Source organism: Corynebacterium sp. MSK122, assembly GCF_030229435.2.
In the GTDB taxonomy this organism is placed as follows: Bacteria; Actinomycetota; Actinomycetes; order Mycobacteriales; family Mycobacteriaceae; genus Corynebacterium; species Corynebacterium marquesiae.
Genome location: NZ_JASPHV020000003.1, coordinates 53,077 through 78,564, shown reverse-complemented (window position 1 = coordinate 78,564; position 25,488 = coordinate 53,077). Strand labels below are relative to the sequence as shown.

The following is a 25,488-nucleotide window of genomic DNA, read 5'->3' as shown; positions in this document are numbered from 1 at the left end:
TCTCAGTCCAACCTTTCTGGGGCGCGGTTATAGCCCCAAGTTTAAGTCTCCGGAACGATAGCGGGAGCCAGGGATGGCGTCAATGAGCTGGCGCGTGTACTCGGTTTCTGGGTGCGCAAAGACCTGCGCGGTAGGTCCAGATTCCACTTGCGTGCCGTGGGAGAGCACGGAGACGGTATCGGAAATTTGGTTGACTACCGCCAGATCGTGGGAGATGAAGATATAGGTAAGCTCCAGCTCGCGCTGCAGCTCGTCGAGCAAGCGCAGTATCTGCGCCTGCACGGTGACGTCGAGCGCGGACACGGCCTCATCAAGCACCACGAGATCGGGCTCAATGATCATGGCGCGGGCGATAGCCACGCGCTGGCGTTGGCCACCGGAGAGCTCGCGGGGACGGCGGGAAGCCATGGAAGAATCCAAGGCCACCAAATCAAGAAATTCGCGTGCTTTGGCACGCGCATCACGCCTGGAAGCGCCGGTGAAATTGCGCACCGGTTCGGCGATGGTATCGCCAATGCTCAAGCGCGGATCTAGCGAGCCAAAAGGATTTTGGTAGACCATCTGGATCGAACGGCGCAGCTCGCGACGGCGCTTGCCACGGGCGGAGCTAATGTCTTCCCCGCCCAAGCGAATGCTGCCGGAGGTGGGCGTGCTCAACAAGGAAATGGCGCGGCCGGTGGTTGTCTTACCGGAGCCAGACTCCCCCACCAATGCATGGGTAGTGCCGCGGGCCACGGAAAAGTTGATGTCCTCCACCGCGGTGAAATTCCCGAAGCGTTGGCTCAGCCCTTCCACCTCGAGCAAGGTTTCGCGGTGCGCGGGCGCGGCGGCCCGCACAGGAGATGCGGACTGGGAGGAAGTGGGGGCGGTGAGCGAGGGGGCGTCGGCAAGCAGGCGCTTAGAATAGGCATGCTGGGGGTCGGTGAGGACGCGGGCAGCGACGCCCGACTCGCGGACGGTGCCCTTTTCCATCACCACGATGTTATTGGCGCGGTCGCCCGCTACGGCCAGATCATGGGTAATGAAAAGGATGCCCATGGTGAGCTCTTCGCGCATCTCATCCAGGAGGTCCAGGATGATCTTCTGCACGGTGACATCGAGCGCGGAGGTAGGCTCATCGGCGATGATAAGCTCCGGCTCCAATGCCACGGCCGCGGCAATGAGCACGCGTTGCTTCATGCCGCCGGATAGCTCATGCGGGTACTGGTGATAGCGGCGCTGCGGATCATCAATGCCCACGCGCTCCAAAAGCTCCAGTGCACGCTTTTTCCGGGAGGCCTTATCGCCCTGCCCGTGGATGGCCATACCCTCCTCCACCGAAGCACCGATGGTCTTGAGCGGGTTGAGCGAGTTATTGGGATCCTGCGGAATAAGTCCAATACGGCGACCGCGCAGTTCCCGCCATTGCTTTTGGGAATACTGGGTAACGTCGCGGCCGTCGAAAGTAATGGTGCCAGAAACGATCGACGCATTGTCTGGCAGCAGGCCGATGGCGGCCATCGCGGAGGTGGACTTGCCGGAACCGGACTCGCCAACGATGGCGGTCATTTCGCCAGGTTTTACCTCAAACTCAATGCCACTTACCGCTTCTACCTCACCATGGGCGGTGCGGTAGGTAATGGATAGATCACTAATGCTAAGCAGTGACATTAGGCCGCCTTTCGCAGTGTCTGGCTGAGGTGGTTGGCCGCGAGGACCACCGCGACGATGACAAGGCCCGGGGCGATGGTCAACCAGCCGGCCGTGGCGATGTAATCGCGCGATTCAGAGATGAGCAAGCCCCATTCCGGGGTTGGGGGCGGTGCGCCATAGCCCAGGAAGCCTAGGGTGGCTAGCTGCAAAATAGCCAGGCCAAATTGCAGCGCTGCTACAGCGAAGACCGCGGTGAGTGAATTGGGAAGAATATGGCGCACGAGCACCTGGAAGGAAGAACCGCCGGAGCCGTAGGCGGCTTCGACGAAATCGGAGCCGGCAACGCTAAGCACCTGGGAGCGTGCAAGGCGTGCAAAGGTGGCCACGGAGGTGATACCTACCGCGATGGCGGCATTGAAGATGCCGTGTCCGAGCACGATGATGACGGACAGGGAGAGCAACAGGCCGGGAATGGACAGCAGCACGTCCACGATGCGCATGATGACGGCATCGACCCAGCCGCGGCGCACTCCGGCGATGATGCCCAAAATGGTGCCGACGATGAGGCCGAAGAGTACGGCCAGCAACGCGCCAAGTAGGGATTGGCGCGCACCATAGACCACGCGGGTATAAAGATCACGGCCGACGGCATCGGTGCCGAACCAGTGCTGGAAACTGGGTTGCAATAGCGCCGTGGTGTCCCCGCCCTGGTTAGGGTCCTGGGAGGTAAACAGTTGGGGGAATAACGCGCAGAGCACCGCTAGGCCCAGCACAATCAGCGAGAGGATGGTGCCCGGGGTGAGCTTCAGCTGTGTGGATTTAAGCTTCATGCTTGGACCTTCTTCTCGTTTATTGCGGGGGTATCGGTGGTAGTGGCGGTGGAATTGTCAGATGCCGTGTCATGCTTGCGCTCGCGCAGGCGCACGTCAAGCACTGGGTAGAGCAGGTCCACAATCAGATTGATAAGGACAAAGACGGCGGCGGCAAGCACCACAATGGCCAGCAGCACCGAGGTATCGCGGTTAGCCACCGCATCCACGGTGAGCGCACCGATGCCGTGGCGGGCGAAGACCGCCTCCGTCACCACGGAGCCGCCGACGAGTTCACCAAAGGTAAGACCGGCCATGGTCAGCGCCGGCAGCAGCGCGTTGCGCAGGACGTTGCGCCACAACAACCAGGCACCGCTAGCACCCTTGGCGCGCACTACCTGCACGAAGGACATATCCATTACCTCATCGATGGAGCGCAGCAGCACCTGCGCTAGCGGTGCTGCCACGAAGATGGCCAGGGTAATTACCGGCAGGATGAGGCTTTGAGCGTCGCTCGCGCCGATGACTGGTACCCAGCCCAAGCCAAAGGAGAATATCTGGATCAAGATGATGCCGATCCAGAAGGTGGGCAGGGAAACCATCACGGAAGGCAGGCTGCGGAAGAAACTGCGCAGCCAAGAAAATGGGCCAAAGGTGGAGACAATAGCCACGACGAAGGCCAGGACCACTCCTACAAGGAAGGCGAAGACCGCCAGTGCCAGCGTGGAGGGAAGGGCATCTGCCAGCATCTCCGATACGGCGGTACCAGTGGCGACGGAAAAGCCGAAATCACCGGTGAGGAACCCGCCGAGCGCGCTGACGTAGCGGCTCAGCAGTGGCTCATCGGCGCCATAAACCTCGCGGATAGCGGCCAGCTGCTCGGCGTTGAGCCCCAAGTTGGGGTTGTCATAACGGGTCGCGACGGCGTCACCAGGCAGTGCCGCCAAAAGGATGAAAGAAAGGGTGAAGGTTGCCCAGATGACAAGCACGGCTTGGCCGATGCGCAGGGCAATAGTTTTCAGGCTCATGGTTTAGTCCTCCCCTTCTGCGGGGTTGATATCTACCGCATAAAACGACGGGCGGCCGATGGCCTCGGTGCTAAAGCCTTCGATATATGGCTGGAAACCATAGACCTGCGGCTCTTCAAACATCGGCAGGATATAAGCCTGTTCGGACAAGTAGTCCTGCATGCGGCCAGTCATGGCCAGGCGCTCTTTTTCACTGCTGAGGTTGAAATAGTCCTGCACCAACTTCTGCAGTTTCTCATCACCAAAGCTATCGGTCTCCTCGTCATAGTTGAGGAAAGAATTGCGCCCGGTGCCATCCAGCCACGTGGCCAAGGTATCCACGTTGGCACGGCCAGTCATGGTGTGGCGTACCTGCACGGTGTCTTGGTCCTTCATGGCCTTCTGCTGTGCAGAGCGGTCACCTGGGTTGAGGTTGGCCTCGATGCCGACGTTCTTGAGCATCTCCTGAGCCTTGGTGAACATCTCTTTAGAGCGCGGCTGTGGGACGGCCTCATTGAAGGTGACAGAAAGGCGCTTGCCGTCCTTTTCGCGAATGCCATCTTCGCCTGGGCGCCAGCCGGCCTCATCGAGCAGGCGCTTAGATTCTTCTGGATCGAAGGCATAGTTCGCGGACTGATCCTTATAACCAATAGCCGTCTTGGCCAAGATCGACGTGCCCTTGGGGTAGGAATCAGAAAAGAGGGTGTCCAGGATGTTATCGCGGTCGATGGCGTGGATGATGGCCTGACGCACGCGCTTATCTTCCAAGAGTGGATGGCGGAAGTGGAAGTGGAAGCTATTATTCACGCCACGGGTGGGGGCGGCGAAAATCTGCAGGTTTTGATCCTTCAGGTGCTTCTCATCGGGGGCTTCGATCTGGCGCGCGACATCGGACTGGCCGGCTACAAGCGAGCCCACGCGCACGGAGTCCTCGGCCGCAAGCACGATATTGATGCCCTCAATATCGGCCGGGCCCTGGTGGTCCTTGCGGGCAGGGGGCGCCCAGTCATAATCCTCGCGCTTCTTGAGCACCAGCTTGGTGCCCAGCTCTTCTTCCTCAATGACGAAGGGGCCCGAACCGGAAATCGCGGTGGCGTTGCCCGGCGCGAAGCCGGTGTCATCCAAATCCAGGGTGGCATTAGAAAGCAGGCCCTGGTTCATCACGGAGGTGGACTGCGGGAAGCCTGGGGAAGGCTCGCTGAAGTAGAACTTCACCGTGTAGTCATCGATGACCTCGGACTTTTCATAGTTGGGCAGCTGCTCCGATGGGGTGAGCATGCGATCTTCGTCGCCTAGGGCATAAAGGTCATAGTTCTTCTTCACGTTCGCGGCATCCAGGCGGGAGCCATCAGAGTAGGTCACGCCCTTGCGAATCTTGAAGGTGAATTCGGTGTTGTCCTTGTTTGCCTTGGGCATCTCCTCCGCAATCCACGGGTGCAGCTCGAGGGTATCCGGGTCCTGCCAGAGCAGGCGGTCCGTGATGTTATTGAGCACACCCCCATTGGGGTAATAACCGCCGGAGGGCGGATAGAGGTTGTTGAACATATTGGGCTCGACATAGGTGACCACGCCATCTTCCGCGGCGTGGGAAGTAGAGGCGCACGAGGTAAGCGAGAGAGCTAGCGCGCCACTGGCCAGGACCGCAGCCACGGGCCGCAGGAGCCGAGAAAATTGCTTCATAAAAGCTCGAGTTCCTTTAAGTCTTAAGTAGTACTCGCCCATTAGACCACACACCTTCCCTCAAATACAAGACCGGACGGTCTACTTCATTACCTGGCAAAACAAGAGTTCATAAATCCACTGATAGACCTTCTGGTCTATTTTATTCTTACTGCAAGGTCCGATGATCCTGAAAGGGCCTGAATGTGGCACGATAGGAGGTATGTCTACTCCAGCAATCGCGATCGTCGGCATGGGCCCGCGCGGCATTTCCATCTTGGAACGCCTCTCCGCCCGCATGGACGATTCCAGCGACCCCATTACCGTCCACCTCATCGATGACGCCCAACATGGCGCCGGCCGCATCTGGGAAACGGACCAAACCAAAACCCTGTGTATGAACACCCGCGCCGGCGCGGTCACCCTCTTTACCGAGCCCGGCTCCACCGTGGATGCCCCTGTGCTCGAGGGCCCCATTCAGTACGAGTGGATCCAGCTGCTGCGCGGCGATGGCGAGAATATCTCCGCCGCCAAGCGCGAGCTTTTTGAGCAGCACCCACCGGCCGCACATATTGCCCAAGACTACCGCGAGGAACTCGCGGCTACCCGCCCCGAATCCAACCCTTCGCGCGCACTGTATGGCGAGTACCTGCGCTGGGTCTATGACGTGGTCATTGCACGTCTGCCCAAGAGTATTTCCACCGTGAATCACTTCAGCCGGTTGGAGACCATCAAAGAGGACGGTCACCAAGACGTCCTCCACCTAGCCGATCGCTCCGAGGTGCGCGCCGATGCCACGGTACTGGCCTATGGCTGGATGACTCCGGAATATAACGAGCAAGAAAAGCAGTTGGCCGCTTCCGGTTTGAACTGGATCGCCCCTAATAACCCGGTAGAGCAGGACTACGCCGCCATTCCGGGCGGCGAGGACGTGCTGGTACGCGGTCTGGGCATGGGCTTTTATGACATTATGGCGCTGACCACCATCGAGCGCGGCGGCAAATTCGTGGAGGATCCTTCCGCGCGCTCCGGCCTGCGCTATGAGCCTTGCGGGCAGGAGCCTAACTTCATTATTTCCTCCGGCCGCGGCTACCCCTACCACCCCAAGTCCGAGTACGGTGAGCTGCCGCCTACCATGCCGCGTCGCCGCCTGAAGAAGGTCATTGCGGAGCTCAGTGGCGCCCAGGACATCGACTTTGACGCCCAGGTTTGGCCCGCCATCGCGCGCGATAGCTACGAGGCTTATATCACCACCTTGGAGCGCGTGCGCCCGGATTCCCTCCTGCGCCCGCGCGCAGAGATTCTCGAGGCTATCGATGCCACCGCCCCCGATGAGCTGGGCGCGGCGATTGCGCCCATGGTCACCGAGCCATGGGACATGAACGATCTCATGTACCAGATTGCCGGTTTTACCGGGGACATCGCTGAGCTCACCGAGCACATTGCCCAGTCCATGGAAGGCGATATTCGGGAGGCCGCCGCCGGCCATGACTCCCCCATCAAGGCCGCGCTGTGGTCGCTTTCGCAATCGCGCAAGCCGGCCTCCATCCTCGGCGCAGAGGGCCGCTACACCCGCGAGTCCCGCACCGGCCGCTACGGCCAGGTCATGTCCTTTGGCCAGATGATCGGCTCCGGCCCACCACTCTTCCGCGTGCGCCAGTTGCTCGCGCTTGTCGACGCCGGCCTGGCCCACTTCCTAGGCGATCACCCCACCGTGTCCATCGCGGCCGATCACTTCACTTTGACCTCCGGCCCGCGCTCCGCTTCTGCGCCCACGCTTGTCGACGCCTTTATACACCGCCCCGATATCCGCACCGCCGGCGATGCCATGACGCGCTGCTTGGTGGATTCCGCCCGCGTGCGCCCCTTCCCCGATCATGGCCAGCCCACCGGTTCGCCGGAAACGGATGGGGCCACACGCCGCACCGTTCACCCGGACGGCGAGCTGGATGCACGCCTGCACATCGTGGGCATCCCCACCTATTCCCAGTGGCCGGACACCACCATTTCCCCCATGCCGGGCACGGACCCGCTCATGCTGCAGGAAACCGACAAGGCTGCCGGTTCCCTCCTTGCCGTGGTGCGTTCCTAGCCACCGCAGCTGCGCTATGGGCCCGGAGCCGCGGCCTATAGCGCGTCGAGGGCCTGCTCCAAGTCTGCGAGCAGGTCATCGATATCTTCGATACCGATGGAAATGCGCACCAGATCCTCCGGCGGCACCAGCTCGGACCCTTCCGCAGATACGTGCGTCATATTCTTTGGATGCTCGATGAGCGATTCCACTCCGCCCAGCGACTCCGCCAGGCAGATAAGCCGGGTATTGAGGCAGATCTGCTTGGCATGCTCCGCGCTGTGGAAGCGCACTGACATCATGCCGCCGAAGCCACGCATCTGCTGTGCCGCCAGTTCATGCCCCGGGTGCTCCTTGAGCCCCGGGTAGAGCACCTGTTTGACCTCGGGTCGGCCCTGTAGAAATTCTGCTACCTTCTGGGCATTCGCGCAGTGACGATCCATGCGCACCGACAGCGTCTTGATACCACGGGCGGTAAGGTAGGCGTCGAAAGGCGAGCTCACCGCGCCCACATTGCCTTGGAAGTAGAGCAGGCGCTCGTCCACGTGGGCGTCATTAGTAACTACCGCGCCACCCAGTACATCTGAATGCCCGCCTAAGTACTTGGTGGTCGAGTGCAGCACGTGGTCGGCGCCGAGTTCCAGTGGGTTCTGCAAGTAGGGCGTGGCAAAAGTATTGTCCACCAGTACCTGCGCGTTGCCCTTAATCTTGGCCACCGCGGCAATATCGGTGATATTTAGCGCCGGATTAGTGGGCGTTTCCAGCCAAATAAGCTTGGTATTCTCTTGGACCGCGGCCGCAACCGCAGCGGTATCGCTGGTGTTCACGATGGACATCTCCACGCCCCACTCAGTGAAATCATTAAGCAGGCGGTAGGAACCACCGTAGGCATCGTTGCCCAGGATGACGTGATCTCCTGGGCGCACCAGGATGCGGATCAAGGTATCGGCAGCGGCCATGCCGGAGGAAAACACGCGTGCATACTCTGCGCCTTCTAGTGCCGCTAGGGTGTGCTCGAGCGAGCGCACGGTCGGATTGGCCACACGGCCGTATTCGAATCCGCCGCGCAGCTGCGCCAAGCCGTCTTGCGCAAACGTGGTCGAGGCATAGATGGGCACGTTGATAGAGCCCATGTGCGGATCCGGGTGATAGCCGCCGTGGATGGAACGGGACGTAAAGCCTTGAGCGAGGTTCTGCGTGCTGCGTTCTGTCATAGCCACACAGTCTAGACCAAGCTGTTCATTTCCTACGGGGAGATGAGTATTTATTTTCACAAACCTTAGCCTGGGGCCCGTCGAACTTTCAGGAGCAACCCCTACAATGGGCGTGGTTCCCATTGTCCACGACTAAGAAAGAATGATGAATACGCAATTCTTAGCCTCAGCCGCTTCCACCACGGACTCGGCCGTCGAGTCCGTGTCCAGTTTTTGGAATGACGAGAAGGTGCAAAGTTGGCTTATCGAGCGCCCGATTCGCATCGCAATCATCCTTATCCTGGCGATTATCGCCCACTGGCTCCTCCGTCGAGTTATCAACAAAGTGGCCGAAAATAGCATTAAATCCTCCGGACTGGATAAGCAGCGCCTGCGCGGGAAATTCAAGGGCCGCGCCAATCGCCCCGAGCTCAGCCAACAAGAAGAGGCCATGCGCCAAACCCGCGAGACCCGGCGAGCCTCCCGTATCAAGACACTTGCCGGCGTAGCCCGCTCCGCCGCCGCCATCTTCGTTTGGGTGTGGGCTGTTATTGCCATCTTGGATGAGCTAGACGTTAACGTGGCACCGCTTATCGCCTCTGCCGGTGTTATCGGCGTTGCCCTCGGCTTTGGCGCCCAGGCGCTGGTAAAGGATTTCCTTTCCGGCATCTTCATGCTCATTGAGGACCAGTACGGCATTGGTGACGTGGTTGATTTGGGCAATGGTGTCTTTGGCGATGTCGAGTCCATCTCCCTGCGCATCACCACGGTCCGCGATATCGATGGCGCCCTGTGGTACGTGCGCAATGGTGAAATTCTCCAGGTGGCCAACCACTCTGATGAGTACTCCGTTGCCCGCATCCAGATTCCGGTAGGTCTTTCTAATGACCCAGAGGTTGCTGGCGAAGTCATTGAGGACGCAGTGAAAGAAGCCGCACAGGACGATAAGGTGCGCAAGCTCATCCTCAGCACGCCACGTGTGGACGGCATGTCTGGCTTTGAGCCGGATTATGTATCCTTCCGCGTCTCGACCAAGACCTTGCCAGGCAAGCAGTGGGACGTTCAGCGTTTCCTACAGTCCCGCGTGCTCAATGTCATGCACGCTAAAGGTATTACTACCCCCTACCCTCACGGCATCGGCATTCCCGATCCCCGCAAGGAAGAAGAAGAGTAAATGGATTCTGTTTATGAGGCCATTGGCGGCATGGAAACCTTTGAGCGCCTCGTCCATGGCTTTTATTCCCAAGTCAAAGAGGACGATGTCATCGGCCCAATGTACCCCGATAATGACTGGGAAGGCGCCGAGCAGCGCCTTACCTGGTTCTTGGCACAGTATTGGGGTGGCCCGCAGCTCTTCTCTGAAAACCGCGGCCACCCGCGCCTGCGCATGCGCCACGCCCCTTACCCCATCGATATAACCGCGCATGACCGGTGGTTAGAGCTTATGGGTAACTCCCTCGCCAAGATCGACGAGGAAACCATCCCGCCGGCCTACCGCGAGATGATCTGGGATCATATGCAGCGCGTGGCCGCCATGATGATCAACAAGGCACCATAACCGCACCGTCTTCCCCCGCGCACGAGACAAGCCCGGCCCCGCTATTTAGCGAGGAGCCGGGCTTGTGGTTTATCTAGCCCACACTATGGGGACCCGATGCTTAGTCTTCCCAGTCAAAGGCCTTACGCACAGGCTCGGAGACCAGACGGCCACCACGAGTCATTACGCCACCTTCTAGGCCCGGGAAGCGCTTGATGGCGGCATCCAGGCTGTCATTGGCTACCGCGCGAATGTAGGGCAGGGTTGCGGAGGACAGGGCACGGGTGGAGGTATTGGCCACCGCACCCGGCATATTCGCCACGCAGTAGAACAGAGTGTCATGCACCTTGAAGGTCGGTTCATCGTGGGAGGTCTTCTTGGAGTTTTCGAAGCAACCACCCTGGTCGATGGCCACGTCCACGAGAACAGCGCCCTTCTTCATTTTCTTTACGGTCTCCTCACGCACCAGCTTCGGTGCGGCAGCGCCTGGAATAAGCACGGCGCCAATGACAAGGTCGGCTTCTTGCAGTTCCTTATCGATGGTGGCCGGATCCGAAATCAAGGTGCGCACGCCACCGGCGTACTGATCATCGAAGCGCTGCAAAACGTGCGGATCAAGGTCAAGCACGGTGACCTCGGCACGCAGACCATGGGCCATGGCAACGGCGGACGCGCCAACCTGGCCGCCGCCGATCACGACGACGCGTGCTGGCTGGGTACCCGGAACTCCAGAAACCAACAGGCCGCGGCCACCCTGCGTGGAGAGCAGGTGGTGGGTGCCCTCGATTGCAGCGAGGCGGCCTGCCACCTGGGACATCGGGGTAAGAAGTGGCAAGGTACCGTGGCGGTCAGTAACCGTCTCATAGGCGATGGCAGTGGTATTGGCCTCAACAAGCGCCTCAGTCAAGGGACGATCCGCGGCAAGGTGCAGGTAGGTAAAGACGGTAAGGTCCGGACGCAGGTACTGGTACTCAGACTCGAGCGGCTCCTTGACCTTCAGCAGCAGTTCCGCCTGCGCCCAAGTATCCTCCGCGGTACCAACGATGCTGGCACCGGCGGCCTCGTACTCGGAATCCGGGAACGATGCGCCCTCACCAGCACCGGTCTCGATAAGGACCTCGTGGCCGTCGTGAACGAGGGTCTGCGCGCCGCTCGGGGTAAGAGCCACGCGGTTCTCGTTATTCATGATTTCTTTAGGCACAGCAATACGCATTACACAATCTCCTTGCGGGTGGAGTAAATTACACCGACCACGTAAGGGTAACGCAGGACACGTTTGCGTGTCGCACTATGTTCCTGAATTCACAAAGCGGGGGTAGCAACACAGCGAGCCATAAGGTAAATGTGCAGTTCAAAAGAGTATTACTCCCCACTTGGGCAGAATCCCCCTCCCCCTTAGGCGGACCACTTTCGGGCAAATTCGCCAAAGCAGGACGCGTTCGCGCCGATTCTATTGAACAGAACTGGGACGTGGTGGTCCGGTTTCTCGCGAGCCAGCGAAGTTAGAACAGCGACAGGCGGGTGGAACGGTAGATGCTGCCAAAGGGGGCGTCGAGACGCACCCACCTGCCCAATTGAGCCACCCGCAGGTGCCGCGGCACATCCATCGGTGCCGAAAAGCCAGGGATCAAACCTAAATTGGTGCAGGCAAAAATCATGCGCATAGGGATTTCCACCGTGGTACCTTGCCCCTCCACCGTGACGACAGTCTGATTCAACAAGCTGGATGGTGGGCCCATGGGGCCGGAAAATTGCCGGGTCAATTGCTGACCTTTATCGGAAAGTTCGCGAACAACGGTGACCGGCAAGGTATCGACCGCACTGTAGCCGGTGGCCGGCGGCAAGGCTCCCGGCCAGGATGGATCGCGGGCTGGACCCAAATCTAACGTGCCGCTAGATTCATGCTCTTTGAGCTGCTCGGCGAGCGTGGCAGCAGAAACCACTGCCCCATCGCGGGAAACGACGCCCTGGACGCGGCGGGAGGCAACCACCTCGAAAGGTGTGGTGACAAAGACATCAACGACGTCGTCAGTCAGCTGGCGCAGCCGTACCGAGGCACCCGCGTCCAAGCCGACTGCGCGCGTGACAAGGGCCCGAAGGCCAGGTCCACCGCTTCCAATTTCTAGAGTCTCGGTGACCATGCCTTCGGGCCCTGCCTTTCTCATCTTCGCTCTGCGCCGCGGTTAATTAGCCGCGGTATTTTGCAGAATATCCTTTTCCTGTTCCGTCAGCGGACGAGGAGTCTGCTGCTGACGATCGATGACTACCTGCACGCACTCCACAGTTGCCGCGACTTCCCCTTGGTCATCCTTGACCTGCTGGGTAGTGGTAAACGAGGTGGTGCCAATCTGCGAAATGGTAGTTTCTACCTCCACCGTAGTGGTGTCCTTAAACTCCATCGGGCGAAGGAAGTCCACATCGAGGTGGCGCACGAACGCGATGAAGTCAAGGCCCTTGGAATAGATATGCTCCTTCGCAAAGGCCAAGCGCGCCTCCTGGGCGAGCTCGATGTAGTTTGCGTTCATCATGTGGCCGTACATATCAAAGTCCGACCAGCGGGTTTGAATACGATACGTGTGCACACTTGGGGATGCCATCATTCTCCTCAATAAAGGCTTCAGCTACTTAGCGGGTCAGCTTGCGGTGGGTCACGCGAGAAGGACGAGCTGCCTCTTCACCGAGGCGATCGACCTTATTCTTCTCGTAATCGCCGAAGTTACCCTCAAACCAGAACCACTGGCCTTCTTCCACATTGCCCTCCCAGGCCAAGATGTGGGTACAAGTACGGTCCAAGAACCAGCGGTCGTGGGAGATGACCACGGCACAGCCCGGGAACTTCTCCAGCGCGTTTTCCAGCGAGCCAAGGGTTTCCACGTCCAAGTCGTTGGTCGGCTCATCAAGGAGGATCAGGTTGCCGCCCTCCTTCAGGGTCAGTGCCAAGTTCAGACGGTTGCGCTCACCACCGGAAAGTACCTTGGATGGCTTCTGCTGATCCGGGCCCTTGAAGCCGAAAGCGGACAGGTAAGCACGCGAAGGCATCTCGTTCTGACCCACGTGAATGTAATCTAGGCCGCCGGAGACAACCTCCCACACGGTTGCCTCAGGATCAATGTTTTCACGGTTCTGGTCCACGTACGACAGTTTGACGGTATCGCCCACCTCGACAGAACCGGCATCCGGCTGCTCCAGGCCAACGATGGTCTTAAACAGGGTGGTCTTACCCACGCCATTCGGGCCGATAACGCCCACGATGCCGTTGCGCGGCAGGGTGAAGGAGAGGTCCTTAATCAAGGTGCGACCATCAAAGCCCTTCTGCAAGTCCTTGACCTCCACGACCTTATTGCCCAGGCGCGGCGGGGTAGGAATCTGGATCTCTTCGAAGTCGAGCTTCTTGTACTTCTCGGCCTCAGCAGCCATCTCTTCGTAACGCTCCAGACGAGCCTTATTCTTGGCTTGGCGAGCCTTCGCACCGGAGCGTACCCACTCCAGCTCGTCCTTCAAGCGCTTGCGCAGCTTCGCATCCTTCTTGCCGGCGACCTCCAGGCGCTCCTGCTTCTTATCCAGGTAGGTGGAGTAGTTACCCTCATACGGGTAGAGCTTGCCGCGGTCAACCTCACAAATCCAGCCCGCGACATGGTCCAAGAAGTAGCGGTCGTGGGTCACGGCCAAGACGGCACCCGGGTAATCGGCCAAGTGCTTCTCCAGCCACTGCACGGACTCGGCGTCTAGGTGGTTCGTAGGCTCGTCGAGCAGCAGCAGGTCCGGCTCGGTGAGCAGGAGCTTAGCTAGCGCTACACGACGGCGCTCGCCACCAGAAAGGTTGGTCACTGGGGCGTCGGAAGGCGGGCAGCGCAAAGCTTCCATGGCCTGCTCGATCTTGGAATCAACCTCCCAAGCATCGGCGGCGTCCAACTCTTCTTGCAGCTTGCCCATCTCTTCCATGAGCTCATCGCTGTAGTTGGTGGCCATTTCCTCGGCGATCTGCTCGAAGCGCTGCTTCTTTTCAAAGATATCGCCCAAGCCCTCTTCGACGTTTCCGCGCACGGTCTTCTCGTCATTGAGTGGCGGCTCCTGCTGCAGGATGCCCACGGTGGCACCCGGATCCAGGAAAGCCTCGCCGTTGGAAGGCTGGTCCAGGCCGGCCATAATCTTCAGAATGGAGGACTTACCGGCACCGTTAGGGCCGACCACACCAATCTTGGCACCTGGGTAGAACGCCATTGTTACATCGTCAAGGATGACTTTATCGCCAATTGCCTTGCGCACGTTTTTCATCGTGTAGATGAATTCGCCCACTTTTACCCCTTTGCAAAAATTTGGGAGACGTATTTATCTACACAAACACTACATCAGAACCACCGCCCAAGTGCCTCGGGTCAGGTACACCCGAGGCGATCAAGCCGGGGAGGAAACGCTTAAGCGTTCACTGGGGCGGATTCTGCCTCGGCAGCCTCCTCTTCCACTTCGGCGTCGAAGGTATCTTCCTCCCCACCGCGTGCAGCTGCGGCTCGTTCGGCTAGGTAGCGGTCCGCTGCTGTATCGGCAGCGGTATCTCCCTGCCCCGCCTGCTGCGACGGCAGGCTGTGGTCCACGTCCGGTTCGATGGCGTTGTCCCCTAGTTCTGGGACCGCAATATTTTCCTGGTTGTACTGCGGAGCAAGCCGCTTCGTACCGATAACGTGGCGGTTTAGATCCAGGCCTACATACTGCGCCTTAATGAAAGTGCGGAAGTGATCGGTGCCCTGGTCATCGCGCCATTGTTCTGTCACTAAGGAGCCCACAATGATCAGCGGCATGCCTTTAGCCAGGGATTTGCGCACATTGATGGCGAATTGATTCCACATTTCGACGTCGATGTAGAGGTGGTCCACGTCGCGCCACTGCGGGGCTTTGGAGTTGTGTCCTTCCGGATCATTGGCGCCGGCATCGACCTGACGGTCCGGAATTCGGCGCGAGGAGGCAACGCGCAGTTTGGCCTTATAGGCCCCAGTTGACGTCTTGGTCAGGATGGGATCGCGAGTAAGGCGACCGGTCAAGGTAATTGGGTATTGGGACATGGTGCTAGAAAATCCTTTGCTGGATAGTTGGATAGGCGAGTTCGGTTTTCCTCGCTCGCTTCCACATCCTGATACCAGCGCGCAAGCCGCACCATGCCGACCACCTTTAGCCTGTGAATAACTTGTTGTACCCGTCAACAAAACTAGGGATTTGGGGTGATTTTAAACCGGTTATCCACAGGCTAGCGCCCGCGGAAGCTTGATTCATCGCCGTGGCCCATATCCTGCAGCATCGCGTTATAGCGTTCCAATTCGGCATCATCGTCCGCATCCGCCTGCATATCGTGGCGGCGAGCCGTAGCGCGATCATCGCTCAGCCAGTCCAGGAAGAGCTTGCCAAAGACGATAACCAGCGGGAACTGGCCAAAGCCCCACGCGATGCCGCCGCCCACGCGTTGGTCTTGGAGCAGATCCTGATCCCAGGGCAGCTCCAAATACTGGTAGAAGTCTGCCCCCAACACGCTTTGCAGCTGCATGAGATACACACCGGCAAAGAGGTGGAATGGCATGGAAAGGAACAACACGGCCAATCGGAACGGAGTGGAGTGGCGCTTGGGCAGCGGATCCGGCCCGATGATTTCCCAGAAATAGAAGCAGCCGGAGATGATGAACGCGAAGTTCATAATGAGGTGGCCGGCGTGCTCGGAGATAGCGAATTGATATAGGCCCGGGAACAAATACAGCACGTAGAGGAAAAATAGGTACTGCACGAGGTTGACAAATGGATTAGTGATAAACCCGACGATCTTGGACTGGGTGGCCGCCAGCGCATAGTCGTGCAGGCTAGGCTTTCCCTCCGGCCCCGCTTCAAAAGCCTCCATAAGTAAGGTCAGCGGCGCTCCCAGGACGAGCAGGAGCGGTACCGCCATGGACAAAATCATGTGCACCAACATGTGCATGGAATACATCGCGGGCATGTAAAGACCTAGGCCGGTAGACATTACAAGAGTCAGGCCAAGCGCACCGCACATAAACCATGCGGTGCGCCCCTTGCTCCAGGTCAGGCCACGCTTATGCACGCGGTAGACGCAGTAGCCATAGGCCGCGGCCAAGAGCAGGCCAATGGTGCCGAACATGATGTCAAAGCGGAACATGGTCCACACGTTGAGCACCGTAGGCTTTTCAAACAGCTCATAGCCCATCAAAATCTGCATCGAGTTGAGGTTAGGATCGCGCGGCGCCGGCGGCACAGTGCGGCCCAGCGTAATGGCCACGCCAATGGTGGCGGCCATGACCGCTACTTCCACGATGGCAATGCGAAGGAAAAGGCGCGGATTCTTGCCCAGCTGCGGGATGGTGAGTTCACGGTGTGCAAGGCCGAAAATGCCCAGCAAAATCGTCAGCACGAACTTGGTAATCAGAATGATTCCGTACGCGGAATCCACTAAATCGGAGATATTCATGCGGATAAGCGTGTTAATCAAGCCCGAAACAGCGAGCACCACAATAGCCATAAAGGCGATACCGGAGTAGCGCTTCACCGCAAAGGCGAGATTGGGGCCGAGACGCCGACCGTGGGCGATAAGCGCCATAAGCCCGCCTACCCAGAGCATGACAAAGACCAAGTGCCACAGCAGCGAATTGGTGCCGTAATCATGGTCGCCGCCCGCCGCGGAGTGGCCTTCCATGCCAATTGGTACGACCTGCATAATGGACAAGAAAAGCAGGACTGGCTGCATGGACCAGCCGCGGCCCACGAGACCGAGAATGCCCACTACTAGGGCGATGACCACGGAGATTGCCCACACAATGGTGGTGGAAATTTCCGTCAGCGCCATTTTCATGATGGAAGGCTCGAATACCTGGGAAAAGGGCGCGCCGGTGAGGTCGGACATAATGAGCGGAATTTCCACGAGCCCCACGGCCGCCATACCAAAGGAAGCCCACGTACCGGTGCGCGCGGCGATGTGGCCGTCGACGGACAAGGGGGCATCGATAAGCGCAGCGTTGTTTCCACGCGGAGCGATGAGGAAGGACGAGGCCAAGAAAGAGCCCACGGACAAAGCCATGAGAACCCACGCCATGCCACGAAAAAGTGGCAGGCCAAAGGTGGTTATGCGACCGGGATCCGGAATGCCCAAGGCAGCTAGGGAATCGGCTAGGAGAAACAGCGAAATAAAACCGGCAACTAGGCCGGCAATAAGCATCGCTGCGATATAAATTCCCCAGGAAGGGCGGGGCTTCCTACCCGCCGCGTTCACACTGTTAACCTGCTCATTTGCCATAGTGCGCATTGTATAGCGCGACCTAGTTTCGCACATAACACACGTTTTGTCTTTACATGTGTCATCATGGAGCTTATGGACACCCGTCAACTTCTTTATTTCCGCGCCGTTGTAGACAATGGCTCATTCACGCACGCTGCTGAATCCCTCGATATGACCCAGCCATCCCTGAGCCTTTCCATCCGGAAGCTAGAAAAAGAACTGAACACGCAGCTGCTCTCGCGCGGGCGCTCTGGCGTCTCCACCACTGAGGCTGGCGATTATGTCTACGAAACGGCCGTTAAGGTTGATGCACTACTGAGCGAAACCCAGCGCCATATCAGCGAAATCACCGGCGATAAAGCCAGCACCGTGTCGCTAGCCTCCGGCGCTATTTTGAACTGGGAATTTACCCCTGCGGCCCTCGCTGAGCTCAAGCGGATTTACCCCACCGCCAATGTCTCGCTGGATGACGCCGAGCCAGCCACCGCTATCAAACACCTACTGGATGGCCAGGTGGACCTAGCGCTCTTGCCGACGTCCGATCCGAAGGCCTTCATTCGCCGCTACTCCCCCGAACTCACCGTCCACCAAGTGGCCACGTTCGACTACTCCGTCGCCCTTCCCCAGCGCCTCGCCGAGTTGGAATCCCCCGTCTCCCTCGCCGAGCTGAAGAAGGAAACTTGGCTTGTCCCACCGCGCAGCCGCGAAGTTCCTGAACTGGCCGAGTTCTATCACGACCTATGGAATAGCCGCCCGGATCTCAAGCCGGAACAGACCCAGGAGGTCGCCAGCCTCAATAGCGCGATTCCCATGGTCTCCAGTGGCCTCGGTGTCAGCATCGTGCCCAATTGCGCACCTACTGTGCAGCCACACGGCATTATCACCCGCCCCATTGCTGATGATCTGCCGCGCTACTACGCCATCGTGGCCTACCGCACGGATCGCGAGCTGACCGCAGCCGCCCAAGACTTGGTGGACATCCTGCGCACGCCGCAGCGCACCCTGGCTTAGGTTTCCCCGCCCTCGTGGGCTACTATGAGTGCGTTGTAAGCCCCCATAGCTCAGTGGATTAGAGCAGTGGGTTTCTACCCCATGTGTCGCGGGTTCGAATCCTGCTGGGGGCACCGCGCGAAAGCCTTGAGGCGTCGAGTTTCTCGCCGCTTCAAGGCTTTTTGTTTACGCTAGGACTCACCATGCCCCCTCTCCGGAAAGGCTTAACCATGTCACTTCCCGCCCCTTCCCGCACGTCTTATGCCCTCGTTACGGGTGCCAGCCAAGGCATTGGCAAGGCCATGGCGCAGGATTTCGCAGCACTGGGATATAACGTCATCCTTGTGGCCCGCCGCCGCGAGGTCCTGGAGTCCATCGCCGCCGAGCTCGAGCAGCGCCATAATATCGAAGCCATTGCCCTGCCAGCGGACCTAGCGGTAGCTGACGACGTCGCCCGCGTGGCCGAGACCATCGCCACCCGCGAGGTGTCGATCCTGGTCAACTCCGCCGGCATCGCCAGCTTCGGCCCCTTCATGGACCAAGACTGGTCGTACGAGACGACGCAGTTCGAGCTCAATGGAACTGCCGTCCACCACCTCACGCGAGCCGCCTTGGAGCAGATGCTGCCTCGCCGCAGCGGCGCCATCTGTAATGTCGGCTCTGCCGCGGGCAATATCCCCATTCCTAATAACGCCACCTACGTTTTCACCAAGGCGGGCGTCAATGCATTTACGGAGGCCCTGCACTATGAGCTGAAGGGCTCCGGCGTCTCGTGCACCCTGCTTGCCCCCGGCCCAGTGCGCGAGGCCACCATCGCAGAGGAAGACCAGTCGATCGTGGACAAGGTGGTGCCGGACTTTTTGTGGACCACCTACGAGTCGTGCTCCCAAGAAACCATCGAGGCCATGCGCCGCAATCAGCGCCGCGTGGTGCCCGGCCCGCTGTCTAAGGCGATGAATACCCTCAGCCAGGTGCTGCCCACCCCAGTGATTGCACCGCTGGTAGGCAGCTTCTACGCCAAGATGGGCTAGGCCCCAGCGCCTTCTAAGTCCTTGTCTTTGTCTTTGAGCACGCTGCCCTCGCCACGTGCTCGTTTGCGCTCTACCCAGAAGTCCGCATTCTTAATGCCCAAAGCTTCTGGGTCGAACTGCGGATCCTTGCCGGCCTTCTTCTGCTTTTCGTAGTCCTTGAGTGCCTTGATGGCGGGGACCTGCAGGAAAAGAATAGCGATGATATTGAGCCATGCCGTCGTACCGACGCCGATATCGCCCAGCGCCCACGCCGCACCTGGAGTGGTGGTGGCGCCAACGATGACAGAAACAATAATCAGTGCGCGCAGAACCCAGATCAGGCCACGGCGGGCCGTGCGCGAGCGAACCCAACGGTTGAAGTAGGTCAGGTTGACTTCGGACATGTAGTAGTACGCCAGGACCGTAGTAAAGGCGAAGAAGGCAATGGAGACAGCAATGAAGGTTGGGCCCCAGCCGGCAAAAACACTATCGAGGCCGGACTGCACGTAGCCGGGGCCGACCTCGACGCCATCAGGAAGCGAGCCGTTATAGACCACTTCGCCGTCCTCGGAGCTGCCGCGGAAGACGGTGTACATATCCGTAGAAATAATCATGAACGCGGTGGCCGAGCAGACAAAAAGCGTATCAACGTACACCGCGAAGGACTGCACAAAGCCCTGCTTAGCAGGGTGGGAGACCTCGGCAGCTGCCGCGGACTGCGGGCCGGTACCCTGGCCAGCCTCATTGGAGTAGATGCCGCGCTTCACACCCCACATAATGGCCGCACCCAGCATGCCGGAGAATCCGGCTTCCATATTGAATGCGGACTTGAAGATGAGCCCGAAGACCTCCGGAATCTGCGAGAAGTTCATGCACATAACCACCACGGAAATCACGATATAAATGAGCGCCATAAAGGGCACGACAATGGTGGCGAAGTTCGCGATACGCTTGACGCCACCAATAATGATGATGGCCAGGATGCCCGCGAGGACGACGGCCGCCCAGGTGGAGTTGATACCCCAGGCGGTATCGGCCGCAGCGGCCACCGCATTGGCTTGGATGGCCGGCAGGAAGTAACTCGTCGCCAGGATCATGGCGACGGCAAATACGATGCCGTAGACCACCATGAACGGCGCGGCCTTAGTGTGCTTGTAGGCCTTTTCGATGTAATAGGCGGGCCCGCCGCGGTACTCACCGGTGTCCTGATCCTTTTCCTTGTAAATCTGCGCCAACGTACATTCGATGAACGAGGTGGACGAGCCCAAAAGCGCCACTGCCCACATCCAGAACACTGCACCAGGACCACCGAAAGCGATAGCCGTGGCCACGCCGGCGATATTGCCCACACCCACGCGGCCAGAGAGCGAGACCATCAAGGATTGGAAGGAAGACACGCCATCCGCGGACTTTTCTCCGTTAACGATCTGCTTGAGCATGTCCGGTATACAGCGCACCTGCAGGCCGCGTGTCACCACGGTGAAATAAATACCCGCGCCGAGGCATAAAAACACCAAGACGGGGGACCAAATTACGGTATTGAGGGCCTCGAGGAAGTTTGCCATCTGGTCTCTCCTAAGTCTGTCGCACCTCCCGGATGAAGAGCGATTAACCAAAGTATGCCGTAACTCACATCTACAAGTGAGGCAAATCACCATTCATTTTATGCAGCACAGTGCCACACTCTCTAAAAGGTTGCGTTGTCCAGTAGCAATCGCCCCTCCAGGGCAGCCCGGTTCGTACCCCATACAGGGGTAAAAGCACGCGGGCGTAGAATGGACCGCATGCCACATTCCGAGATAGCCGCAAAACACGACCGCCTCGTCTGGATCGATTTGGAGATGACGGGCTTGGACCCCGAACGTCACGTCATCGTCGAGGTCGCTGCCGTCATCACCGATGGCAACCTCAATATCCTGGGCGAGGGCATCGACCTCGTCGTCCATGCCACCGAGGATGAGCTGGCACAGATGGATTCCTTCGTCACCGAGATGCACGCTAAGTCTGGGCTAGATAAGGAAATCCGCGAGTCCACCACCTCCATCGGAGAAGCCGAGGATGCCGTACTCGCGCTCATCAATGAGCATTGCGATCCGGAGCACCCCGCTCCCCTAGCCGGCAACTCCATCGCCACGGACCGCACCTTCATCCGCGCTTATATGCCGCGGCTCGATAGCGCCCTGCATTACCGCATGATTGACGTCTCCACCATCAAGGAGCTTGCCCGCCGATGGCACCCGCGCGCTTACTTCAACCAGCCCGATAAGGGCATGGCCCACCGCGCACTGCAGGACATTATCGAATCGATCCGCGAGTTGGACTTCTACCGCCGCAGCGTCTTCCGCACCGACGAGGGCCCCGCCTCCCCCGAGGCGGAGGAGATCAAGGCCGAAACCACCGCCGACTACCAGGCGTTTTTGTAATTTAGGCGGCGTGAGTTAACCTATATCTCGTTGCTTTCACGCAGCGATGGTGGCTGTAGTTCAGCTGGTAGAGCACCAGGTTGTGATCCTGGGTGTCGCGGGTTCGAGTCCCGTCAGCCACCCCAAAGATACCCCGTAACCTGCACGATCAGGTTGCGGGGTACATTGCTTTTCACGCCGGGTACGTTAAAGAGTACGTTATAGGTTCTAGAAATCCGGCGCTAGTCATCGTCACCGATCTCGATCACCTTCTCGGCAAGGTAGACCATCGGGCCGACGATGAGTCCGATGACCGTCATGGTCACGATCAACCAACCAACGGTCCCGTACCACGTCTCAGCGCCAGCGACGTGACTCCAGAGCGCCCCGCCCTCTTTGTTCGATAAATCCGCGGCTATGGTCTCGGAGACCATAGTCGCGTTTTCACCCGTTTTCATTATCGTCACTTGTCAGAACGAACACCCCAGTCAGTGTGCTCCCAAATCCACTTTGCGACAAACCAGATAGCACCGAACAAACCCGCCAGCACCGCTACACCTAGCAAGCCCCAGCCGAGATGACCCTTCCACGACTCAGCATCATGGGTACGCTGCCATATCTCGGGCAAAGCCAAATCCAGACCAAAGACCGAGATAGTCATGCCAAAGACACCGGACACGACAACCACAGCGAGGCAGAGAGTAGCGGCAAACATCAGGAGGCCAGCCACATTGACAGCACCGGCCTTTAACCGCTTATCGATGCGGTCAGCAGTCTTAGCAGCTTCCCGAGTAGAGGCATCCAAGCGCTCGCGCTCCTGGGCGAGACGCTCAATGCCATCATCAATCATGCGCTGAAAAGAGTCCTCATAGCGACTAAAACTCTGGTTCATGGTCGTTTCCAGCCTCTGATCCACCATCGGCTTCAGACGCTTCTCGATGCAGTCGGTCAGCCTCTCGACTGCGCTGTCGCTTAGACTCATTGGCCCCTCGCTTGCTTCGAGGACGGCCTGGACTAGAGTTCCCAGAGACGCCAGGGACTCGACGATATCCGCCGCCCCGTTCGTCAGAGACTGTTTCTGATTTTGAATCGCCACCGGCAGTTGGGCCGCTGCTTCCGCGACCTTCGTCATCACGGCCACGGTCTGTTTCACTGCCTCGTTGTATTCCTCCGTTCCTACGGTTGTATTCTTTAAGACCTTCAGTTGCCCGTCCAAGTTGGTCAACCAGGTCTGCATATCCCCCAAGGTCTGCCCGTGGTTCTCGACTAGGGATGCCGTAGGGGAGTTCTTCAACTCCCCAACGGAACTGGAGAGCTTCTTCACGCCCTGGTCGCTTTTCACCTGCTGCCTGGACACGTGAACCACGTCCTTGCGAAGCCCCGCCACAATCTGCTGAAGGTTCTTCACCTCCTGAGCCAGTTGATTCACCAGCTCCAAATTCTCGCCAGTATCCCGATTCTTCTTCCGACGCATATTCATCGGCATAATCAAATTCACCTATTTCCCTAACATTCTCTTTGGCCTGCATTAGCAGCAGCTGGGCACGAAGCCCGTTTAATGTGAAATCAGCACCGAGACGCGAGCCAGCGCTCGCAGCTCGGGCATTACCTTTACCGTTCGCACCGGTCACCCGGAGCACATCGTCGTTATCATCAACAACCGCGAAAGACGAGCGCTCACGTTTGCGCTTGCCACGCCCCTTACGCGAGAAGGAAAGGTGATACTCGGGCGCAATATCTTCCATCACGTCAAAGGCAGAGTTGATACCCTCTTCGCCATCGGCGTCCAGGGCCTCGACAACGCGGTCATCTTCAAGAAGATCCTCGATGCGAGCACGAGCAAACTCGCGCCAGTTCTCACGAGTTAATTCATCCAACGACAGCTCGGAACCGTCAATATCAAGCCCCTTAGCTTTAGCCATCCGTTCATCGTGTGAGTACGACACCTCGTGCTGTTCCAGCACCACCAACCCATACGACTTCATCACCTCGTCGTTGACCTCCCGGACGTGCCAAGCATTGCCAGCACCCTTCGGTGCAGCGTAGCCAGTCTGGCGGTCGTGATTGGCTATGAGAATGTGGTTGTGAACGTGAGCAGTATCGGTGTGAGTAGCAACAAGCACGTCACACCCAGGGGCCACTTTCTCAGCGAGAGCAAGCCCCGCAGAGTGCGCGCGTTCCACGTCACGAGGTTTAACTGGATCAAGTTCTTCAGGGCTGAAAGATTGAATGATGTTGATGGTCTCATTACGACGTTGCGCAGAGCTTGCTACGCGCTCTTGAACCTCCAACGCCCATGCCAACGGATGATAGCCACGAGGACCAACAACAGAGAGCGCGGAAGCACGAACTTCGCCAGCCTTCTTTGCCTTACGAGTCCCCCACACGGCGTAGATGGTGGAAGCGACAGCACTCTTGGAGCGCTGCACTTTACTTACCGACATCGTCGACCGCCTTCCGGACGTATTTGTCCAACCCATCGACGGCATCGGGAATCTTGCACAACCCGGGCACCACATCATCAGACCAGCCCATGACATGAGCCATGCGGACAACCTGATTTATGTTGACACCGATGCGACGAATAGCCGCCGAGGCGCGGTCGAGAGCGTCACGCATCTCGACCACTTCCCGCGACACCGGAGCCGCTGTCGCACGCTCAGTTACACCGTCAGGCAGCCTACCCGCTAAGGCGGTTAGGGCCAGACGCATAACTTCGCTTTCGGTGACTCCGAGAGCCGACGCGGTGCCACGCACCACCTCAGCCTCTGCGTCACCCAGACGCACTGTCACGCGTCGCCCATTACTCATAATCCACAGCTCCTTGTTCCCGTGCTAAGTGGGCTAGCGCCCACGTGCCTCCCGCCTCCAGCCGCGTGAGCAGTTTCGGCCTACTTCGTGGCCCACACCACGCGGCTTCCAACAGGAGGGGCCAGCATCACCCTTGTCGGACAAACGACCCTCCGGGTCGTGTCCTCCTGCGGGCTGCTGGCTAGGGGCGCTCCGCCCCCTAGTACCCCTGGTTTCCGCCGACTTCGTCAGCGGTTGCTTCACCGGAATCGCTACCGCGATTTTCCGGCTCAGCGGGCGAGGCACCACCGGCAACAGCCAAGGAGTAAAACTCCATCATGTTGAGGTGCCGGTACTTCGCCCAACGCGACCGAGAATCGGTCGCACCTTCGCGCAAAGCCTGACCGACAATCCGGTCAGCTTCCCGCTCAGCCTCGCGCACCTTTTCGGCGAGAGCCTTTTGACGCTCTCGCAACTTTTGGGCGCGATTAAGCGAGCGCTCAATTTGCTTATTCGTAGCCATGATTAAAGCTCCATTTCTGGCCCCTCCGGGCCGGGTTCAGTAGATGGGTTACGAGGCACAAACCGATGCTTCGATTTGCGCCGTTGAGGACGCGCAGCAGCTTCAGCAGCACGCTGCTTAGATTGCTTTTCGGCTTCGCGCTGCGCACGCTTAGCGCGTGCTTCTTCGACGCCTTTGACCACCTCGCCCAGGCGCTCAAAGTCAGGAGACTTGACAGCATCTTGGGGAGCCTTCATCTCGTTTATTGCTTCGAGCGCAGGTTCCATATCGGGTAAATCAGCATTAGCAACACTGCCTGCCAAGTCATTGACAAAAGATGCGTGACTGTCACTCATTTCTTCTTCTTCCTCACGATTCAATTTATCGACCAGGGCGCGAACTTCATCCATATTCGCGTCACGTAAAACATTCTCGCGGCGGTCCCGTTTAGACATATGGTCCCACTGGCTCCGCGTGAACTCACCGGCCCCGAGAGAGGACAACCACTCAAGTTTGTCGCCGATCGTGAGACGCGAGGACGACAACTCAGGCACATCAATCAGCCCGGCTTTATGCGCAGCTACGATTTCAGACAAAAGAGCACTGCCTGCAGTGCGGACTC

The 25,488-nt window shown here is 58.8% G+C and carries 24 protein-coding genes and 2 tRNA genes; 8 read left to right on the top strand and 18 right to left on the bottom strand.

What is annotated here, in order from left to right:
* Positions 1-27: 27 nt before the first annotated feature.
* From QP934_RS02325 to QP934_RS02310, 4 genes are read right to left on the bottom strand one after another with little or no spacing between them, the layout of a single operon-like run.
* Positions 28-1,650 (bottom strand): dipeptide ABC transporter ATP-binding protein, encoded by a 1,623-nt coding sequence (locus tag QP934_RS02325; RefSeq protein WP_419126695.1) that lies wholly within the window; start codon positions 1,648-1,650, stop codon positions 28-30.
* On the bottom strand, positions 1,650-2,462 hold the full coding sequence (locus QP934_RS02320) for an ABC transporter permease (RefSeq protein ID WP_340418909.1): 813 nt from the start codon (positions 2,460-2,462) through the stop codon (positions 1,650-1,652). Before QP934_RS02320 ends, QP934_RS02325 begins: the two co-directional genes overlap by 1 nt.
* Positions 2,459-3,469 carry an ABC transporter permease gene (locus tag QP934_RS02315; protein WP_419126694.1) on the bottom strand — a complete coding sequence of 337 codons (1,011 nt, stop codon included), beginning with the start codon at positions 3,467-3,469 and terminating at the stop codon, positions 2,459-2,461. Before QP934_RS02315 ends, QP934_RS02320 begins: the two co-directional genes overlap by 4 nt.
* A 3-nt stretch (positions 3,470-3,472) precedes the next feature.
* Positions 3,473-5,128 carry a TIGR04028 family ABC transporter substrate-binding protein gene (locus QP934_RS02310; RefSeq protein WP_419126693.1) on the bottom strand — a complete coding sequence of 552 codons (1,656 nt, stop codon included), beginning with the start codon at positions 5,126-5,128 and terminating at the stop codon, positions 3,473-3,475.
* A 202-nt stretch (positions 5,129-5,330) separates the two neighbouring features.
* Between QP934_RS02310 and QP934_RS02305 the strand changes: the two genes are divergently transcribed.
* Positions 5,331-7,199, top strand: coding sequence for an FAD/NAD(P)-binding protein (locus tag QP934_RS02305; RefSeq protein ID WP_419126692.1), 1,869 nt, complete (start codon positions 5,331-5,333; stop codon positions 7,197-7,199).
* Between the two features lie 35 nt (positions 7,200-7,234).
* Here QP934_RS02305 and QP934_RS02300 read toward each other — a convergent pair whose 3' ends face one another.
* Complete coding sequence (locus QP934_RS02300) at positions 7,235-8,392, bottom strand: cystathionine gamma-synthase (RefSeq protein ID WP_284788843.1); 1,158 nt, start codon at positions 8,390-8,392, stop codon at positions 7,235-7,237.
* A 142-nt stretch (positions 8,393-8,534) separates the two neighbouring features.
* Between QP934_RS02300 and QP934_RS02295 the strand changes: the two genes are divergently transcribed.
* Both QP934_RS02295 and QP934_RS02290 read left to right on the top strand, forming a co-directional pair.
* A complete protein-coding gene (locus QP934_RS02295; RefSeq protein WP_419126691.1) occupies positions 8,535-9,545 on the top strand; it encodes a mechanosensitive ion channel family protein in 1,011 nt (336 codons plus the stop codon).
* Complete coding sequence (locus QP934_RS02290) at positions 9,546-9,929, top strand: globin (RefSeq protein ID WP_239273989.1); 384 nt, start codon at positions 9,546-9,548, stop codon at positions 9,927-9,929.
* A 100-nt stretch (positions 9,930-10,029) separates the two neighbouring features.
* Here the strand turns inward: QP934_RS02290 and ald are convergent, their stop codons facing one another.
* From ald to QP934_RS02260, 6 genes are all read right to left on the bottom strand, one after another.
* Positions 10,030-11,121, bottom strand: a complete 1,092-nt coding sequence (gene ald / locus QP934_RS02285; protein ID WP_349820876.1) for an alanine dehydrogenase — start codon at positions 11,119-11,121, stop codon at positions 10,030-10,032.
* 289 nt (positions 11,122-11,410) lie between these two features.
* Positions 11,411-12,049, bottom strand: a complete 639-nt coding sequence (locus QP934_RS02280; RefSeq protein WP_419126690.1) for a hypothetical protein — start codon at positions 12,047-12,049, stop codon at positions 11,411-11,413.
* A 42-nt stretch (positions 12,050-12,091) separates the two neighbouring features.
* On the bottom strand, positions 12,092-12,508 hold the full coding sequence (locus QP934_RS02275; RefSeq protein ID WP_340418916.1) for a thioesterase family protein: 417 nt from the start codon (positions 12,506-12,508) through the stop codon (positions 12,092-12,094).
* 25 nt (positions 12,509-12,533) lie between these two features.
* A complete protein-coding gene (ettA, locus tag QP934_RS02270) occupies positions 12,534-14,204 on the bottom strand; it encodes an energy-dependent translational throttle protein EttA (RefSeq protein ID WP_049377249.1) in 1,671 nt (556 codons plus the stop codon).
* A 119-nt stretch (positions 14,205-14,323) separates the two neighbouring features.
* The gene (locus tag QP934_RS02265) at positions 14,324-14,965 is read right to left on the bottom strand and encodes a single-stranded DNA-binding protein (protein WP_269953627.1); all 642 of its coding nucleotides are present in this window, start codon (positions 14,963-14,965) and stop codon (positions 14,324-14,326) included.
* A 182-nt stretch (positions 14,966-15,147) separates the two neighbouring features.
* Positions 15,148-17,199, bottom strand: coding sequence for a cytochrome c oxidase assembly protein (locus QP934_RS02260; protein WP_419126689.1), 2,052 nt, complete (start codon positions 17,197-17,199; stop codon positions 15,148-15,150).
* Positions 17,200-17,265: 66 nt separating this feature from the next.
* On the opposite strand from QP934_RS02260, the gene QP934_RS02255 reads away from it, so the two are divergent.
* From QP934_RS02255 to cmrA, 3 genes are all read left to right on the top strand, one after another.
* A complete protein-coding gene (locus tag QP934_RS02255; RefSeq protein ID WP_419126688.1) occupies positions 17,266-18,183 on the top strand; it encodes a LysR family transcriptional regulator in 918 nt (305 codons plus the stop codon).
* A 39-nt stretch (positions 18,184-18,222) separates the two neighbouring features.
* A tRNA-Arg gene (locus tag QP934_RS02250) sits at positions 18,223-18,296 on the top strand.
* 96 nt (positions 18,297-18,392) lie between these two features.
* On the top strand, positions 18,393-19,193 hold the full coding sequence (gene cmrA / locus QP934_RS02245) for a mycolate reductase (RefSeq protein ID WP_005327278.1): 801 nt from the start codon (positions 18,393-18,395) through the stop codon (positions 19,191-19,193).
* Here the strand turns inward: cmrA and QP934_RS02240 are convergent.
* Positions 19,190-20,737, bottom strand: a complete 1,548-nt coding sequence (locus QP934_RS02240) for an alanine/glycine:cation symporter family protein (protein WP_419126687.1) — start codon at positions 20,735-20,737, stop codon at positions 19,190-19,192. The two genes, cmrA and QP934_RS02240, sit on opposite strands and share 4 nt — an antisense overlap.
* Positions 20,738-20,947: 210 nt before the next feature.
* Between QP934_RS02240 and orn the strand changes: the two genes are divergently transcribed.
* Together orn and QP934_RS02230 are read left to right on the top strand one after the other, a co-directional pair.
* Entirely contained in the window at positions 20,948-21,595 is a 648-nt protein-coding gene (gene orn, locus QP934_RS02235; RefSeq protein WP_340418922.1) for an oligoribonuclease, read from the top strand.
* 49 nt (positions 21,596-21,644) lie between these two features.
* Positions 21,645-21,720: transfer RNA gene (locus tag QP934_RS02230), tRNA-His, on the top strand.
* 96 nt (positions 21,721-21,816) lie between these two features.
* On the opposite strand, the gene QP934_RS02225 is transcribed toward QP934_RS02230, so the two are convergent.
* The 6 genes from QP934_RS02225 to QP934_RS02200 form a co-directional block, all read right to left on the bottom strand.
* Entirely contained in the window at positions 21,817-22,032 is a 216-nt protein-coding gene (locus QP934_RS02225; RefSeq protein WP_419126686.1) for a hypothetical protein, read from the bottom strand.
* 5 nt (positions 22,033-22,037) lie between these two features.
* Complete coding sequence (locus QP934_RS02220; protein ID WP_419126685.1) at positions 22,038-22,466, bottom strand: hypothetical protein; 429 nt, start codon at positions 22,464-22,466, stop codon at positions 22,038-22,040.
* Positions 22,450-24,018 (bottom strand): relaxase/mobilization nuclease domain-containing protein, encoded by a 1,569-nt coding sequence (locus QP934_RS02215; RefSeq protein ID WP_419126684.1) that lies wholly within the window; start codon positions 24,016-24,018, stop codon positions 22,450-22,452. Before QP934_RS02215 ends, QP934_RS02220 begins: the two co-directional genes overlap by 17 nt.
* The gene (mobC, locus tag QP934_RS02210; RefSeq protein ID WP_419126725.1) at positions 24,005-24,193 is read right to left on the bottom strand and encodes a plasmid mobilization relaxosome protein MobC; all 189 of its coding nucleotides are present in this window, start codon (positions 24,191-24,193) and stop codon (positions 24,005-24,007) included. The genes QP934_RS02215 and mobC overlap by 14 nt, the downstream gene beginning before the upstream one ends.
* A 391-nt stretch (positions 24,194-24,584) precedes the next feature.
* Entirely contained in the window at positions 24,585-24,887 is a 303-nt protein-coding gene (locus QP934_RS02205; RefSeq protein WP_419126683.1) for a hypothetical protein, read from the bottom strand.
* 2 nt (positions 24,888-24,889) lie between these two features.
* Complete coding sequence (locus QP934_RS02200; protein WP_419126682.1) at positions 24,890-25,462, bottom strand: hypothetical protein; 573 nt, start codon at positions 25,460-25,462, stop codon at positions 24,890-24,892.
* Positions 25,463-25,488 lie beyond the last annotated feature (26 nt).